The sequence below is a fragment of the Uliginosibacterium sp. 31-16 genome (genome assembly GCF_030730865.1).
Taxonomy (GTDB): Bacteria; Pseudomonadota; Gammaproteobacteria; order Burkholderiales; family Rhodocyclaceae; genus Uliginosibacterium.
In genome coordinates, this window is sequence record NZ_JAVALZ010000001.1 from 903,971 (window position 1) to 918,132 (window position 14,162).

The window sequence follows — 14,162 nt, forward strand, 5'->3', positions numbered from 1 at the left end:
CCCGTGTGGAAGCATCCGCGCCACGGCACCGCTGAAAATCCCTTGTCGATGCTTCCAGTCAAAGGGCCATCGCAGGCACGCGACTCAACTCGTGCAACTTGAATGGCTGATTCTGTACCCTGCTGCGCCCTGGGCGTCCTTGCAGCGCACCAGCGAGAATCTCACTTACCCCCACATGATCTGGCGTGACGCCTTCGCGCGTGCCTATCTGCACACGAACGACGCACCAATCGCGAGCCTTCTCCAGACCAGCGTACGTCGCAGGACCACCACTGATCGTAATCTCACCACGCTGACGATTGCCCGCATGACGGGGGCGGAATTGAAACAGGAGCAGGCCATAAAAAAAGCAGCCCGGCCATGAGCCGGGCTGCAAGAACACTCGTAGCACGTCCATGACGTGCCGGGAGTCGTCAGGAAGCAGGAGGAGTCAGAACCCGCAGCGCGGCGTTGTACGAATCGGCCACATAAACTTTACCAGTCGTAGCGTCGAAGTAGATGCCTAAGCTGTCCGCACCAAATCTGGCTGCCTGGCCCGCGCCGTTGACGAGGGCTCCGGTCGTCGCACTCCCCGCGATGATGGAAGCGGATCCGCCTCCGGCCGGGACCATCACGACCCGTCCACCGGAAGTGACAAACAACCGACCATCCGGCGCCATCGTCAGCGCAAGCGGTCGATCGATACCAGAGGCATAGGTCGTTACCACTCCGGCCGGTGTGATCTTGCGGACGGCATTGTTTTTGTAGTCCGCCACATACAGGTTGTCCTGCGCATCGACCGTAATCCCGGAGGGAACATTGAAGCTCGCCGCCTTACCTGTACCATCCGTGCTGCCCTCCGCGCCCGAACCCGCAAAGGTACTGGTCGTGGTGCTGGTGTCCAGCTTGCGGATGGTACGGGCACCCGCGTCCGTAATGAAAGCATTCCCCTTGGAATCGTAGACGAGACCGCGGGGTGCAACAAAACGCGCCGCCGTCCCGACGCCATCCGACGTGCCACTGTTTCCGTCGCCTGCCAGAAGCATCGTGCTGCCGGTGGTGGACACACTCCAGATGGACCGCCCGGTCTCGTCAACCACGGTGAGGCGTCCTGAGAGCGGTTCCAATGCAACGCTGGTCGGGCCTTTGAGAACGCCTGCTGCGACCAGCGCGTTCGAACCACCGCTCACCGGGAGTTTGTCAATTCCGGGCCCCTGCCCCATCGCCCCCATCGCGACGTAGAAGTTGCCGGACGCATCACGCGCAAGCCCCATGGGGAAATAACTACCGCCCCAGTTGTAATGGGTTGCAACGGTGTAAGCGGGACCGGCAGCGAGGCCGCCCGACGAACTGCTTGAACTGCTGGAACTGCTTGTGCCGCCAGAGCCCGACGATGAACCCGAGCCTGAATCGCCGTCCGAGCCGCCACCGCAGGCAGCAAGCCCCCCGGCCATGAGCAGAGCGGTCAGCCATGTTGTGATACGTCGTGCGTACATCTGTTTCTCCTTGCTTTGATACCTGATGTGAAGGGGTAAGTTCGCCCGCCAGATGCGGGCCTGGATCAGCGTGCTGCAGCCAGCTTGTCGCAGCTGATTTCGAAGGTTTTGGTGATCTCGCTGGTGATCGACTGGTTGGCCCAGCGATTGACATTGACGATGGCCGCCATGCACTTGCCACTGGTCTTGTAGAGCCCAAGTGCCGAGGTGTAGTGCTTCTCCAGTTGCCCCAGCGCAGTGCGGTTCTCCCACCACACATCGCCAGTGAGGAAAAATTTGTCGAACCGAGTACCGGAGGCTTTGGTGGCGGACTCGGCCGCCTTTTTTTCGGCGGCCACATCGACGATCGCGCCACGCGTGGGAATGGTGTTGAAGGATGGATCGCCGGCCGCCTGACGCGCCTTGAAGGCATCAAGCTGGGCCTTGTACTTCGTCACCCCGCCTTCAACATTCGCCGTCAGCGGGGCGCGCGCCAGAATGGTCGTGGTGAAGGCATTCATGTCCCGCGTATAGATGCGGAACTCCTGCGGCCAGGTGCCTGCACGGCCACCGCCCACCAGACGGAGCCAGCCATCCACTGAGAGCGGTCGCAACTCGCCGGGAGCCATTTCGATGACGATTTCGCTTGCCTTGAGTTCGGCATCCGTCGGCAGGAAGTTGTTGTAAATGACGGCGGCAAGCTCGTCCGGCTGATCCGGCGGCACAATCTGGATACCGATTGCCTTGCGATTGGCGTATTCGCTCGTTCCCGTCAGATTCCAGGTAAAGACGTAGCTTTCGACCGGTCTGGGCAGCTTGAGGTAGAGGTAGACCGGATCACCGTCACGTGCACTGCTGATGCGATGTGCCCGGGCGTCGGCCAGCGACTTGGGTCTGACACTGGAAATGACCAGCTCGGCCCCGGGCAGCTGGGCAACGTTGGCATCTGCAGCGCCATCCGCCCCCGCCCCCTTTGCAACAGCATCTGCGCTGTCCGGCGCGGCTTGCCGCAGTGCGCCCTGCGCGCCCGAGCGCAAGGCATCTCCCATCTTGTCGAGAAAGCCGGCAGCGTTTGCCGGCGCGAGCATGTTGCATGACGCGAGCGCGATCAATGCGGCCCATTTTGCTGGATGCATTTCTGATAGTCCTGAATTGCTGATCAAGGTGTGCGTTGCCCTTGCGTCGCACGGGACGGACTATCTCAAAGGACCGGATCGACTCGCTTCCACAATCCTCCGGGGATGTACATAAAACGCCGGCTGATTTTTTTATGCTTGAGCCGCTGGAAGCGCACGGGGCTGCGCCTCCGGTCATCCGGATTGGCAACGACAACAATATGATGTGCTGCCGGGAAGGAGAGCCCGTAGCTTCATCGGGCGCCGCTTCCGGGTATCGGCTCGCAGCGCCGCAGCGGACGGGCATGCGCGGGCAAGATGCCCGGAGAAGACCGCTGGACGCGGCTCTTCAGGCACCCCGTGGCACTTTCGCCACGCGCCTCTCAGCGCCAGGGTAGCGACAGGTAATACGCCCCGAGCTCGGTCAGCTGGCCTTTGGCGCCCAGCAAACTGGTGAAATGCGGATCACTGCTCCAGCGGCCGGTGAACCAGGCGTAGCGGAAAACATCGCTGCGGCTTTCGCAGGTGGCAACCATGTCGCTCATTTGCGCCTTCTGCTTGGCCAGCGTATCAATCTGGGCGCCATCCTGCTGACTGTGCCAGTTGGCGAATTCGGTGACCCAGAAAGGCTTGCCGTATTTGGCAAGGCGATCCAGCTGAGCACCCAGACCATAGTCATACCAGTGGAAGGCGAGATAGTCGATCTGCGGCTCGCGGTTGGCGTTTGCGCTGCGATACGCTGCATGGAAGGCGTCAAGCCACACGACCGGATCGGAATACCCGGCCATCGTGCCCCAGGTCATGGCAGGCCCGACAATTTTGACGCCGGTGTGCGCGGCAATGGCCTCGTATCTGGGCCAGATGGCGGCAGCCTGGCTGGGCGTCAGGTTGGCCTGATCGACCAGATTCGGCTCGTTCATCACCAGCAGGTACTTGATCTGCGGATTGGCAGCGAGAAATGTCTCGACGGCGGTGGCATCGAAATTGCCGTTCCACAGCATCGGATAGAAATCCATCGCATATTTGCTGCGCACATCCGCAGGCAGGCTGGTGTTCGGCTTCGGGCTCCAGTTGTACCACCAGCTTACGCCCGGCGACAGTACGGCCAGGTCTTCAACACTCGCCAGATCATAGGCAATACCGCGCTTGCTACTCTTTGCCGTTTGCCCGCCACTGCTTGAACCCGAACTGGAAGAACCCGAGCTTGAGCCGGATGAACTGGAACCCGAACCGGAACTGGAGCTTGACGAACTGCCGGAAGCACCGACCCCTGTATCAGAGGTGCCGGATGAGCCTGCTCCGCCGCCACAGGCGCACAGCAACAGACTCAGAAGCAGAGGGACGAATAAACGGCGCAGGGTGAACATGAAATCTCCGGGATCAGCACACAGCGCATCTGCCATGCGGTCAGCCGGCGATGCGTGTCTGTACGGGTTGCCTCAACTGGCGACAGCCCGTTTTGAAAGTGGCCCTGATTCTTTCACGCCCTTTTGCCGATCATCGAACCGGCCCGCCGGATGGATGAACCGGGCGCATGAGCTGTACTCCGGCAGTGCAATACGCTCCTGCAAACTGCAACACGCCTCACCATGCTGCTAAGCTTCGCAGACGGTATCAAAACAATCTTGAATTCCCAGACAGGAGAGCCCCATGAACATTTCGATGCATGCCGCCAGCGCCCCGCGTTTCGTTGCCCAGCTGAAGGCATTGGATGCGATTCTCGGCAAGGCCGAAGCGCACACGACGGCAAGGAAGATCGACCCCTCCGAATTGCTGACTGCGCGCCTGTATCCGGACATGTTTGCTTTCACACGCCAGGTGCAGATCGCCTGCGATTTCGCCAAGGGCACGGTGGCACGGCTGGCGGGCGTGGAGGTGCCGGGCTATACGGATACCGAGCAGAGCTTCATCGAACTGCACGCGCGCATTGCGAAGACCATCGCCTTTGTCGAATCCATTCCGGCCGCGTCGATTGATGGTTCGGAGGGGCGCGACATCACGCTCAAGGCCGGCCAGCGCGAACTGAGCTTCAAGGGCCTGGATTACCTCACCGCCTACGCCTTGCCGAATTTCTATTTCCACGTGACGACGGCCTACAACATCCTGCGTCACAACGGGGTGGAGATCGGCAAACGGGATTACCTCGGCGCCTGATCTGCTGGTGTGCATGGCCCGGCGGCCGGGGTTCCGGTGCCGGGCGCATGGCAGGCGCAGGCTTCGCCATGCGCTGCCGAAATCAGCTCATGCAGGATGCCGCAGTCACCCGCCACGTGGTGCTGCACGCAACGGCTGCGCAGCACGGTGAGCTGCCGTTCGAGTGCCTGCATGCTGGTCAGCCGGGCGCGCACGCGCGCGAGCTGGGCGTCGATCAGCTCGTTGATGTCGCCACAATCCGCCTCAGGGCGCTGCAGGAAATCAAGCAGCCGGCGGATGTCAGCCAGCGACATGTCCAGCGCGCGGCAATGCCGGATGAAGGACAGCTGCTCCAGATGCGCCGCGCCGTAAGCGCGATAGCCATTGGGCTGGCGCGCCGGGGGCGGCAGCAGGCCGCTCTTCTCGTAGTACCGGATGGTTTCGACATCGATCCCGGTGGCCCGGGCCAGTTCGCCGATACGCCAGACAGTGTTCATGTTCCGCTCCTCGTCAGACATCTGATCTTAGACGCTTGACCCTGGAGTGACTACAGGGTGTTGAATGAAAACTCACCCCAAGAGGAGATTGATCATGTCTGGCTGCTGCGGCACTTCCACCTGTTCCTCCCACGCGACGCTGAGCCCGCGTTTTCGCAAGGCGCTGTGGATTGCGCTGTGGGTGAACGCCGCGATGTTCGGCGTGGAGATCGTCGGCGGGATCAGCTCCGGCTCGGTCTCGCTGTGGGCAGATGCGGTCGACTTTGCCGGCGATGCCGCGAATTACGCCCTGTCGCTCGCGGTCCTCTCGATGGGGCTGATCTGGCGCGCTCGCGCCGCCTGGCTGAAGGGGCTGACGATGACCGCGTTCGGCGTCTTCGTGCTGCTGCGCACGGGCTGGGCTGCCTGGCAGGGCGTTCCACCGGAACCGCTGACCATGGGCGTGATCGGCTTCGTCGCGCTGGCGGCCAATGCCGGCGTGGCCGTATTGCTGTACGCCTTCCGCGAGGGCGATGCGAACATGCGCTCGGTGTGGCTGTGCAGCCGCAACGATGCCATCGGCAATGTGGCCGTCATGCTCGCGGCGGCAGGCGTGCTGGGCACCGGCAGCGGCCTGCCCGACGTGGCGGTGGCGCTGATCATGGCCGGGCTGGCCTTGTCTTCCGGCATCGCCGTGCTGCGTCAGGCGCAGCAGGAGCTTGCAGTGGCCTGAGCCGCCGGGAGCCCGCCGGTGCATTGACGCCTCGCGAGCCCTGCCGGATCATTCGGAATCCTTTGGACAGCGCCCTCATCATGCCCCACCGCAAGACTCCCGATTCCAGCCGGCTCGATCAGATCGTGGCCGGTGCACGCCAGACAGCCGCCCAGCGCGAGGCGGGCTACCGCGAACGCGCCCTGAAGATCTACCCGTGGATCTGCGGCCGCTGCCGGCGCGAATTCACCCAGGTCAACCTGCGCGAGCTGACGGTGCATCACCGCGACCACAACCACGACAACAACCCGTCCGATGGCAGCAACTGGGAACTGCTGTGCGTGTATTGCCACGACAACGAGCACTCCCGCTACCTCGAAGCAGATGCCGGCGGCAGCAGCGATGCGGGCAGCCTGGCGGCAGCGACGCACAATCCCTTCGCGGCGCTGAAGGGCATGCTCAAGAAGTAGCCATGACCCGCCCGGAGAGCCGCTTATGGCGGACCTCTTCAGGAAGCCTATCCTGTCAGTCAGCATCCGCGCGGATCTGCCGGCATGCATGCTGGAGAAGACCACCCCATGCGGCTCTCCGGGCACCTTTATCCAAAGCCTTCAACCATGAACCCCCAAGCCAACAACCCGCTGCACGGCCTGACCCTGGAAACCATCCTGACCCGGCTGGTCGAGCATCACGGCTGGGAGGAACTCGGCCGGCGCATCGAGGTGCGCTGCTTCCTGTTCGACCCGAGCATCAAATCCAGCCTGAAATTCCTGCGCCAGACCCCTTGGGCGCGCGCCCAGGTGGAGGCGCTGTATCTGGCGACTTTTTGAGCCGTTTCTGATCAGGGGGCCGGCGGCCGCACATAGGCTTCGGCTAGTTGCCCCTGCAGGGTGTAGGCGGCGCTGCCGAGCGGGCTGTCCTTGCGGTCGATGCGCAGCCGGCCGCTGATCCAGAAGGGCTCCATCATGCGGCCGGTGAAGGGTTTGTCCATCACCACATGCAGGGTCTGGTTGGTCGGCGGCGGCGGGCTGTGGATGCAGGCGCCGAAGTAAGGCACCAGCAGGAATTCGCGCAGCTGATCGCGTTCGGCGTCCAGCGGTACCAGAAAGCCGGCGATGCGCACGTTCTGCTGGTCCAGCGCGGGCACCGTGGGCGCGTCGTTCCAGGCATCCTGCAGCTTGCGCAGCATCTCGTTGGCGCGCGGATCGCCGTCCTTGAGCGCGGCGAATTCCTCGCGCTTGAAACCGTCCAGTGGATCCCAGCCCTTGGGCGCCAGATCGTCCCAGTTGATTTCACGATAGTTCGCGTCGGCCGCACTGCCGGCCACCGGCAGCCGCTCGCCGAGCCGGAAAGCCGGCGGCGTGGAGCTTTCGCCGCAGCCCAGAAGCAGCAGCGCGAGCAGGATGGAAAGAGCGCTGCGCATCGTGTCAGAACTCGTTCTGCAGTTTCTTGTAGCCGGCCACCAGCTCGTTGTTGGTGCGCACCACGTCTTCCGAAAACTCGGCGGCCGAGGCCGTCACCTTCGGAATGGTGGCCAGATCGGTGTGGGCGTTGATATAGGTGGTGGAGGGCACATAGAAGCCGGCCGGCAGGTCGCAGCCGTCGACCACCGAGTTGTGGCGCACCACGCAGCCTTCGCCCACCTTGCAGTTGAACACTACGCTGTTGAAGCCGATGAACACACGCGGGCCGATCTCGCAGGGGCCGTGCACGATGCTGCGATGGGCGATCGAAGTGTGCTCGCCGACGTTCACTGCGGCGCCGGATTTGGAGTGGATCACCACGCCGTCCTGAATGTTGGAGTGGGCGCCTATCGTAATCGGCTGCATGCCGCCGGCTTCGTCCACCTCGTCGGCGCGGATCACCGCATAGGGCCCGATGAACACATTGTCATGCACGATGACCTTGCCGCAGAGGATCGCGGTGGGGTCGACGAAGGCTGATTCGGCGATCTGGGGCAGATCGCCGCTGGGGTTCTTGCGGATCATGGTGGACTTTCCCGGAGTTGAGTATCTGAAGGTGGAACCGAAGAGGGTAAGCGGAGTTCGTGGGGGGTTTGATGTTTTTACAGCCTCGGGCTCAAGCCGTCCGCCAGCGAGATCTGATAGGCGCGCCAGGCTGGCAGCAGGCTGGCCAGCAGTCCGGTAGCGGCGATGCCGCCAAGCCTGAGCCATTCCGCCTGCTCCGGCCATACGCCGGCCAGCACGAGGCCAAAACGGCTTTGCAGCCAGGCCCCGCCCAGCCACACGGCCAGCTGCAACAGGGTCAAGCCCAGCAGGCAACCGGCCAGCGTGACGCCCAGACCTTCGAGGATCAGCAGGGCCAGCACTTCGCGCGGCCGCGCGCCCACCGAGCGCAGGATCGCCAGCTCGCGCCGGCGCGCGTCCAACCCGGCCAGGATCACCGCCATCAATCCGGCCAGACTCACCGCCGCCACCAGCGCAGACACCGCTTGCAGCGCGCGTTCGCCCACCTCCAGCATCTGCCAGAGCTGGTCGAGCGCCACGCCGGGCATCGCGGCGCTGAGCGCTTCGCCGGGCACCTCGTTGAGTTCGCGTTGCAGCCGGAACACGTCGCTGCGCCGCTTCAGGCCGACCAACTGGGCGGTGATGGATTTCGGCGTTAGATCGAATTTCTGCACCAGCTCCGGCGGCACCGCCAGGCCCGGCAGTGGCATGCCACCCTGCCAGTCAAGATGGATCGCCTCCATCGAGGCGAGCGAGATGTGCACGCTGCGATCCACCGGTGTGCCGGTGGGGGCAAGGATGCCGACCACGCGGAAAGGTTTGTCGCTGTGCTCGGCGCCTTCCAGCTCGGGGCTGCCGTGCGCCAGCACGATGGGTGCATCGAGCGCATAGCCCAGCTCGCGCGCCACACCGGCGCCGATCACCGCTTCGAACAGGCCGTCGAAGGCCCGGCCCTGCGTCAGCCTCAGCGCTTGGCCGTCGCCGAACCGGTAGCGTTTGAAATAGTCCGGCAACGTGCCCACCACTGGAAAGCCGCGATGCGCGTCGCCCAGCGAGATCGGCACGGTCCAGGCCACGGCGGGATGTGCAGCGATGCGCTGCGCCGCCGCCCAGCTCAGGTTGGGCGTCGGTTCGCCGATGCGGAACACGCTGTAGAGCAGCAGATGCACGCTGCTGCCGCGCGCGCCGACCACCAGATCGGTGCCCGCGAGCGCGCTGGAAAACCCTTCGCGGGCTCCGGCCCGCACACGTTCCACGCCCAGCAGCAGGGTGGCGGCAAGGGCGATCGAGAACAGGGTTAGGCCCAGCGCATAGCGCCGGTTCCAGGCGCTGGCGAGCGCAAGACGTAACAGGACCGGCAGCTTCATGCCGCACCCCCGCTATTGAATTCGGCCAGCGCCTGCACCCGGCCGAAATGTGCGGCGAGGCGCCGGTCATGACTGACGAAGATCAGGCTGCTGCCGGCTTCATTCGCTTCGCGCAGCAGCAGGTCCACAAAGTCTTGCTGGCGCTGCGCGTCCAGTGCGGAAGTCGGCTCGTCGGCGAGGATCAGCTCGGGCCGGCCGATCAGGGCGCGGGCGGCGGCCACGCGCTGCTGCTGGCCGACCGAGAGCGCGCTAACCGGCTTTTGCCAGTCCGCCACGAACAGGTCCAGATGCGCCAGCAGGCGCTGCGCCTCGGCCTGCAGCGAAGCCGCGCCGCGCGCCAGGGCGCGGGCCTTGCGCAGTTTCGAGAAACGGCAGGGCAGCAACACGTTGTCGATGACAGAGAGATAAGGCAGCAGATTGAACTGCTGGAAGATGTAGCCGATGTGATCGCCGCGCAGGCGGTCGCGCGTCGCCGCAGGCAAGTGATCGACGCGTTCGCCCAGAAAGCGGATTTCGCCCGCCGAGGGGCGCAGCACGCCGGCGAGCAGGCTCAGCAGCGTACTTTTGCCGCTGCCGCTGGGCCCGTGGAGAAACAGGTGCTCGCCCGGCTGCAGGGCGAAATGCGCGATGGCCAGGCAGTCGGCGGACTGCTCCGGCCAGCGCTGGCGCAGATCGCGCAGTTCGACCAGCGCCATGCTCACCAGCTGAGCTTGCGCGACTTGGCGGAGAGTTTCGCGGCGCGCTGAATCTTGTCGGCAGCGAGCTGGGCGTCGATGAAACGCAGGCGCTTGAATCTGTCGAAAGTATTCACTTCGATGCTCTTCAGCTCGGCAGGCCTGGCACATTTGAACTGATAGTGCGCATCCAGATCCGCATGCTCGTGGCCATGAGCATCGGCCTTGGCTGTTGGTGCAGCCTTCTCGCCGAGCAGTTCGGGTGCGATGGCGGCGGATTCGAGTTTCACGCTGCTCAAGATGCAGCCTGCCGCCGCAGTGGGAACGAAAAGCTTGTCGCCGGCGCGCAGCAGCGCGGCCACTTCGCGCACCTTGGCGAAATCCTTTTCGTACTGCGGTTTGCGCTCGAAGCCGAGCAGGCTGTCTAGCGGAGCTTCCAGCTCGATGCTGAGCAGCTCGCCTTCGATGCTGATTGCCAGTTCGGCCACGCCGTGGCTGTGGCCCTTGGCGGCCAGGGCTGGAGTGCTGAGCAAAAGACCGGCGAGCAGGGGCAGTGCGAAGCGCATGGCGGTTTTCCTTTCGGGCGACGAATCCGTAAGGCCGGAATTGGAGCACGCCCCAGCCGCTCTTGCAACTCTGTTGCAAGAGCATCAGTGGTTCAGGCAGTGATCTGCAGCCTTTACACTGCAGACTTTGACTGTTGCTCCCGGTGCTTCCGATGCGCGATTCCGGTTCCATTCCCTTTTTCGTCGCCCTGCGCTTCTGGCTCAAGCTCGGCTTCATCAGCTTCGGCGGGCCGGCCGGGCAGATCGCCATCATGCACAGCGATCTGGTCGAGAAGCGGCGCTGGGTTTCAGAGAAGCGTTTTCTGCACGCACTCAACTACTGCATGCTGCTGCCCGGGCCGGAGGCGCAGCAGCTGGCCACCTATCTGGGCTGGCTGATGCACCGCCGCTGGGGCGGCATCGTTGCGGGGGCGCTGTTCGTGCTGCCCTCGCTGCTGATCCTGATTGGTTTGTCATGGCTGTACATGGCGTTTGGCCAGCAGCCGCTGGTGGCCGGCCTGTTCTACGGCATCAAGCCCGCGGTGTGCGCCATCGTGCTGCAGGCGGCCTGGCGCATCGGCGGACGCACCCTGCACAACCGCTGGCTGTGGGCCATCGCGGTGCTGGCCTTTGTCGCCATCTTCGCCCTGCAACTGCCGTTTCCGCTCATCGTGGCCGGCGCCGCGGCGCTGGGCTGGCTGGGCGGACACGTACGCCCGGCGGCTTTCCAGACCGGTGGCCATGCCTCGGCGGCGAAGTCTTACGGCCCGGCACTGATCGATGACGACACGCCCACGCCGCCGCATGCACGCTTCAGCTGGACGCGGCTGGCCCTGATCCTCGGTGCCGGCGCGCTCCTGTGGCTGCTGCCGATGGGCCTGCTCACCGTCCTCTGCGGCTGGCCGCATTTGCTCACGCAGACCGGCTGGTTCTTCACCAAGGCGGCGTTCCTCACCTTCGGCGGCGCCTACGCGGTGCTGCCCTATGTGTATCAGGGCGCGGTGCTGCACTACGCCTGGCTCACCCCCACGCAGATGATCGACGGGCTGGCGCTGGGGGAAACCACGCCGGGGCCGCTGATCATGGTGGTGGCCTTCGTCGGCTTTGTCGGCGGCTGGAGCGAGGCCACGCAGATGGCCTCCGGCGCCTTCCTGTCCGGCCCGGCCATCCTGCTGATGGCGGTGGCCGGTGCCTGCGTCGCCACGTACTTCACCTTTCTGCCCTCCTTCATCCTGATTTTCGCAGGGGGGCCGCTCGTGGAATCAACCCGCGATGATCTGAAATTCACCGCACCGCTCACCGCCATCACCGCTGCCGTGGTCGGGGTGATCCTCAATCTGGCGCTGTTCTTCGCCTGGCACGTGTTGTGGCCACAGGGCTTCGCCGGCAGCCTTGAATGGCCCGCGCTGCTGATTGCGCTGTGCGCGGCGGTTGCGCTGCTGCGCTTCAAGGCCAATGTCATGGCGGTGATCGGCGCCTGCGCGCTCGCCGGTCTGCTGCTGCAGGGGCTGCGCTGATGCACCGCGCGATGATCCGCCTGCTGTGGCGCGTGCTCGCCGGCACCGCCGTACTGCTCGGCCTGATCGGGGTCTTCGTGCCGGGCCTGCCGACCGTGCCGTTCCTGCTCCTTGCGACCTGGGCCGCAGGACGAGGCTGGCCGGCACTCGAAACCTGGCTGCTGACGCATCCGCGCTGGGGCACCAGCATCCGGGCCTGGCGCGAACACGGCGCGATGCCGCGGCGCGCCAAATGGGCCGCCTCGATCATGATGGCCCTGAGCACCGGGCTGATGTATCTCTCCCGCGCGCCGCACTGGCTCACCCTGGGAGTGGCCGTGCTGATGCTGGGCGTGGCGCTCTGGTTGTGGCGGCGCCCCGAAGCGTGAAAAGTTGATCTGCGCCGCAGCTTTCGCCGCCCGGTCTTGCTAGGCTGGCGGAAAACCATCAGAGAGGAATCAGCATGGATATCCAGAGCGTGCTGCAGACGCTGGACGGCCTGTTCCAGCAGGGCGCCTATGATCAGGTCGAGCCCTTCATGCTGGCGCATATCGCGCAGGCCGAGGCTGAAGGTGACAAGGGCGCGGTGCTGAGCCTGCTCAACGAGCTGATGGGGTTTTATCGCGCCCATTCGCGCTTTCAGGATTCGCTGGCCGTGGCCAGCAAGGCACTCGGTCTGCTCGAAGAACTGGGCCTGAAAAACAGCGTGCACTACGCCACCACCCTGCTCAACGTGGCAACGGCCTGGCGGGCAGATGGGCAGACGCAGCGGGCCATCGGACTCTTCGAAGAAGTCGGGCGGATGTTCCTCGCACTGGGCGTGGAAGACGCCTTCCTCGTCGCCACGCTCTACAACAATCTCGCGCTGGCCTGGCAGGAGGCGGGGGACCACGCGAAGGCGGTGCAATTCCTCGAAGCCGCGCTGCCGATCAGCCGGGGCCGCCCCGGCGCCGAGCACGACGTGGCGGTCAGCCTGACCAATCTTGCCCAGTCGCGTCTGCGCCTCGGGCAACTGACCGAAGCCCGTATTGCGCTGGAAGAAGCCGACCGGCTGTTCACCGCCTTGCCCCGCCCCAGCGGCCACCACAGTGCGGCGATCGCCGCGCTGGGCGAGCTGTGTTTCAAGGAAGGCCGGCTGGCGGAGGCTGTGGCTTTTTACGAGCGGGCGCTGGCCGAGATCGAAACCCGCTTCGGCAAGAATCAGCCGTATGCCGACATGCTGGAAAGTCTGGCCGTGGTGCTGGAAAGTAGCGACCCGGCGCGCAGCGCGAAGCTGAGCGCCGAGGCCCGGCAGGTCGCCGCGTCCCTGCGTCCGCAACTCAAGGGTCTGGAGCTCGCACGCAGGTATTACGAGAGCTTCCGTGGCGAGCTGCTGGCCAACTGGGCCCCGGTCGCGCACCGGGTGGCGGCCGGGCTGGTGGGGCATGGCTCGGAGTGCTTCGGTTTTGACGATGAACTCTCGCGTGACCACGATTTCGGCCCCGGCTTCTGCCTCTGGCTCACCGACGCCGACCATGCCGCCATCGGCGCGCAGATGCAGGCGGATTACGACCGGCTGCCGCGCGAGTTTGCCGGCTTCCCGGCGCGTCAGGCCAGCCCGCGCAGCGGCCAGCGTGTCGGCGTGTTCCGCATCTCCGACTTCTGCCGGGAGTTTCTGGGAGCCCCCGAACTGCCGGTCAGCGAAGCCGACTGGCTGCAGATTCCCGAAGAGCGGCTGGCCTGCGCCACCAACGGCGAAGTGTTCAGCGATCCGCTCGGAGAGTTCAGCCGCATCCGTACGGCACTTCAGGCCTACTACCCGGATGGCATCCTGCGGCGCAAGCTCGCGCAAGCGGTCGCGAAGATGGCACAGAGCGGCCAGTACAATCTGCCGCGTGCCCTCCAGCGTGGCGAGCCTGCCGCCGCGCTGATGGCACAGGCCGATTTCATCCGCCATGCCTGCGCGGCGATCCATGTGCTGAATCGTCGCTATGCACCGGTCGCCAAGTGGCTGGTGCGCAGCGTCGGTAGCCTGCCGACGCTCTCTGCCCTGCAGGCGCCACTGAACCAGCTGGCCCAGACCCCGGCAAAGGAAGCCGGCGCACTGGTCGAAACGATCTGCGCCGCCGTCCTGCAGGAACTGATCGCGCAGGGCTTCACGCAGGCGGGCGACGCCTTCCTTGAGGCGCATGTCGACAACATTCTGGCTGGCGACAAGAGCAACAAGGCCTGAGCCGGATCACA

Annotated in this window: 17 protein-coding genes; 8 read left to right on the forward strand and 9 right to left on the reverse strand. The window is 64.7% G+C overall.

Annotation, left to right across the window (positions count from 1 at the left end):
• Window positions 1–91: 91 nt before the first annotated feature.
• Window positions 92–364: a hypothetical protein gene (locus Q9Q94_RS04215; RefSeq protein WP_305978766.1), complete on the forward strand. Its 273-nt coding sequence runs from the start codon at window positions 92–94 to the stop codon at window positions 362–364.
• Between the two features lie 49 nt (window positions 365–413).
• On the opposite strand, the gene Q9Q94_RS04220 is transcribed toward Q9Q94_RS04215, so the two are convergent.
• From Q9Q94_RS04220 to Q9Q94_RS04230, 3 genes are all read right to left on the reverse strand, one after another.
• Window positions 414–1,475, reverse strand: a complete 1,062-nt coding sequence (locus Q9Q94_RS04220; protein ID WP_305978767.1) for an SMP-30/gluconolactonase/LRE family protein — start codon at window positions 1,473–1,475, stop codon at window positions 414–416.
• Between the two features lie 65 nt (window positions 1,476–1,540).
• Window positions 1,541–2,590: a hypothetical protein gene (locus Q9Q94_RS04225; RefSeq protein ID WP_305978768.1), complete on the reverse strand. Its 1,050-nt coding sequence runs from the start codon at window positions 2,588–2,590 to the stop codon at window positions 1,541–1,543.
• Window positions 2,591–2,952: 362 nt separating this feature from the next.
• Window positions 2,953–3,936, reverse strand: coding sequence for a glycoside hydrolase family protein (locus Q9Q94_RS04230; RefSeq protein ID WP_305978769.1), 984 nt, complete (start codon window positions 3,934–3,936; stop codon window positions 2,953–2,955).
• Window positions 3,937–4,219: 283 nt separating this feature from the next.
• On the opposite strand from Q9Q94_RS04230, the gene Q9Q94_RS04235 reads away from it, so the two are divergent.
• Window positions 4,220–4,723: a DUF1993 family protein gene (locus tag Q9Q94_RS04235; RefSeq protein ID WP_305978770.1), complete on the forward strand. Its 504-nt coding sequence runs from the start codon at window positions 4,220–4,222 to the stop codon at window positions 4,721–4,723.
• On the opposite strand, the gene cadR is transcribed toward Q9Q94_RS04235, so the two are convergent.
• Window positions 4,708–5,199 carry a Cd(II)/Pb(II)-responsive transcriptional regulator gene (cadR, locus tag Q9Q94_RS04240; protein WP_305978771.1) on the reverse strand — a complete coding sequence of 164 codons (492 nt, stop codon included), beginning with the start codon at window positions 5,197–5,199 and terminating at the stop codon, window positions 4,708–4,710. The two genes, Q9Q94_RS04235 and cadR, sit on opposite strands and share 16 nt — an antisense overlap.
• Before the next feature lie 94 nt (window positions 5,200–5,293).
• Between cadR and Q9Q94_RS04245 the strand changes: the two genes are divergently transcribed.
• The 3 genes from Q9Q94_RS04245 to Q9Q94_RS04255 all read left to right on the forward strand — a co-directional run bounded on the left by Q9Q94_RS04245 (window position 5,294) and on the right by Q9Q94_RS04255 (window position 6,720).
• Window positions 5,294–5,911, forward strand: coding sequence for a cation transporter (locus tag Q9Q94_RS04245; protein ID WP_305978772.1), 618 nt, complete (start codon window positions 5,294–5,296; stop codon window positions 5,909–5,911).
• A gap of 80 nt (window positions 5,912–5,991) precedes the next feature.
• A complete protein-coding gene (locus Q9Q94_RS04250) occupies window positions 5,992–6,360 on the forward strand; it encodes a YajD family HNH nuclease (RefSeq protein ID WP_305978773.1) in 369 nt (122 codons plus the stop codon).
• A 147-nt stretch (window positions 6,361–6,507) separates the two neighbouring features.
• Complete coding sequence (locus Q9Q94_RS04255) at window positions 6,508–6,720, forward strand: VF530 family protein (protein ID WP_305978774.1); 213 nt, start codon at window positions 6,508–6,510, stop codon at window positions 6,718–6,720.
• Between the two features lie 11 nt (window positions 6,721–6,731).
• On the opposite strand, the gene Q9Q94_RS04260 is transcribed toward Q9Q94_RS04255, so the two are convergent.
• The 5 genes from Q9Q94_RS04260 to Q9Q94_RS04280 form a co-directional block, all read right to left on the reverse strand.
• Entirely contained in the window at window positions 6,732–7,313 is a 582-nt protein-coding gene (locus tag Q9Q94_RS04260) for a DUF3299 domain-containing protein (protein WP_305978775.1), read from the reverse strand.
• Between the two features lie 4 nt (window positions 7,314–7,317).
• Window positions 7,318–7,878, reverse strand: coding sequence for a carbonate dehydratase (locus tag Q9Q94_RS04265; protein ID WP_305978776.1), 561 nt, complete (start codon window positions 7,876–7,878; stop codon window positions 7,318–7,320).
• 77 nt (window positions 7,879–7,955) lie between these two features.
• Window positions 7,956–9,224 (reverse strand): ABC transporter permease, encoded by a 1,269-nt coding sequence (locus Q9Q94_RS04270; protein WP_305978777.1) that lies wholly within the window; start codon window positions 9,222–9,224, stop codon window positions 7,956–7,958.
• On the reverse strand, window positions 9,221–9,919 hold the full coding sequence (locus Q9Q94_RS04275) for an ABC transporter ATP-binding protein (RefSeq protein ID WP_305978778.1): 699 nt from the start codon (window positions 9,917–9,919) through the stop codon (window positions 9,221–9,223). Before Q9Q94_RS04275 ends, Q9Q94_RS04270 begins: the two co-directional genes overlap by 4 nt.
• A gap of 2 nt (window positions 9,920–9,921) precedes the next feature.
• Window positions 9,922–10,464, reverse strand: a complete 543-nt coding sequence (locus Q9Q94_RS04280; RefSeq protein ID WP_305978779.1) for a DUF2796 domain-containing protein — start codon at window positions 10,462–10,464, stop codon at window positions 9,922–9,924.
• A 152-nt stretch (window positions 10,465–10,616) separates the two neighbouring features.
• Here Q9Q94_RS04280 and chrA point away from each other — a divergent pair, with 152 nt between their 5' ends.
• The 3 genes from chrA (at window position 10,617) to Q9Q94_RS04295 (ending at window position 14,151) form a co-directional block, all read left to right on the forward strand.
• Window positions 10,617–11,960, forward strand: a complete 1,344-nt coding sequence (chrA, locus tag Q9Q94_RS04285) for a chromate efflux transporter (protein WP_305978780.1) — start codon at window positions 10,617–10,619, stop codon at window positions 11,958–11,960.
• Window positions 11,960–12,328 (forward strand): YbaN family protein, encoded by a 369-nt coding sequence (locus tag Q9Q94_RS04290; protein WP_305978781.1) that lies wholly within the window; start codon window positions 11,960–11,962, stop codon window positions 12,326–12,328. Before chrA ends, Q9Q94_RS04290 begins: the two co-directional genes overlap by 1 nt.
• Window positions 12,329–12,402: 74 nt before the next feature.
• Window positions 12,403–14,151, forward strand: coding sequence for a DUF4037 domain-containing protein (locus Q9Q94_RS04295; RefSeq protein WP_305978782.1), 1,749 nt, complete (start codon window positions 12,403–12,405; stop codon window positions 14,149–14,151).
• Window positions 14,152–14,162: the final 11 nt, after the last annotated feature.

Excerpts from the sequence above, each read along its gene's own strand:
- Q9Q94_RS04275 (WP_305978778.1), bottom strand. The coding sequence starts at position 9,919 with ATGGCGCTGGTCGAACTGCGCGATCTGCGCCAGCGCTGGCCGGAGCAG.
- Q9Q94_RS04295 (WP_305978782.1), top strand. The coding sequence starts at position 12,403 with ATGGATATCCAGAGCGTGCTGCAGACGCTGGACGGCCTGTTCCAGCAG.
- Q9Q94_RS04260 (WP_305978775.1), bottom strand. The coding sequence starts at position 7,313 with ATGCGCAGCGCTCTTTCCATCCTGCTCGCGCTGCTGCTTCTGGGCTGC.
- Q9Q94_RS04230 (WP_305978769.1), bottom strand. The coding sequence starts at position 3,936 with ATGTTCACCCTGCGCCGTTTATTCGTCCCTCTGCTTCTGAGTCTGTTG.
- Q9Q94_RS04265 (WP_305978776.1), bottom strand. The coding sequence starts at position 7,878 with ATGATCCGCAAGAACCCCAGCGGCGATCTGCCCCAGATCGCCGAATCA.
- Q9Q94_RS04235 (WP_305978770.1), top strand. The coding sequence starts at position 4,220 with ATGAACATTTCGATGCATGCCGCCAGCGCCCCGCGTTTCGTTGCCCAG.
- cadR (WP_305978771.1), bottom strand. The coding sequence starts at position 5,199 with ATGAACACTGTCTGGCGTATCGGCGAACTGGCCCGGGCCACCGGGATC.
- Q9Q94_RS04270 (WP_305978777.1), bottom strand. The coding sequence starts at position 9,224 with ATGAAGCTGCCGGTCCTGTTACGTCTTGCGCTCGCCAGCGCCTGGAAC.
- Q9Q94_RS04250 (WP_305978773.1), top strand. The coding sequence starts at position 5,992 with ATGCCCCACCGCAAGACTCCCGATTCCAGCCGGCTCGATCAGATCGTG.
- chrA (WP_305978780.1), top strand. The coding sequence starts at position 10,617 with ATGCGCGATTCCGGTTCCATTCCCTTTTTCGTCGCCCTGCGCTTCTGG.
- Q9Q94_RS04280 (WP_305978779.1), bottom strand. The coding sequence starts at position 10,464 with ATGCGCTTCGCACTGCCCCTGCTCGCCGGTCTTTTGCTCAGCACTCCA.
- Q9Q94_RS04220 (WP_305978767.1), bottom strand. The coding sequence starts at position 1,475 with ATGTACGCACGACGTATCACAACATGGCTGACCGCTCTGCTCATGGCC.
- Q9Q94_RS04225 (WP_305978768.1), bottom strand. The coding sequence starts at position 2,590 with ATGCATCCAGCAAAATGGGCCGCATTGATCGCGCTCGCGTCATGCAAC.
- Q9Q94_RS04255 (WP_305978774.1), top strand. The coding sequence starts at position 6,508 with ATGAACCCCCAAGCCAACAACCCGCTGCACGGCCTGACCCTGGAAACC.
- Q9Q94_RS04290 (WP_305978781.1), top strand. The coding sequence starts at position 11,960 with ATGCACCGCGCGATGATCCGCCTGCTGTGGCGCGTGCTCGCCGGCACC.
- Q9Q94_RS04245 (WP_305978772.1), top strand. The coding sequence starts at position 5,294 with ATGTCTGGCTGCTGCGGCACTTCCACCTGTTCCTCCCACGCGACGCTG.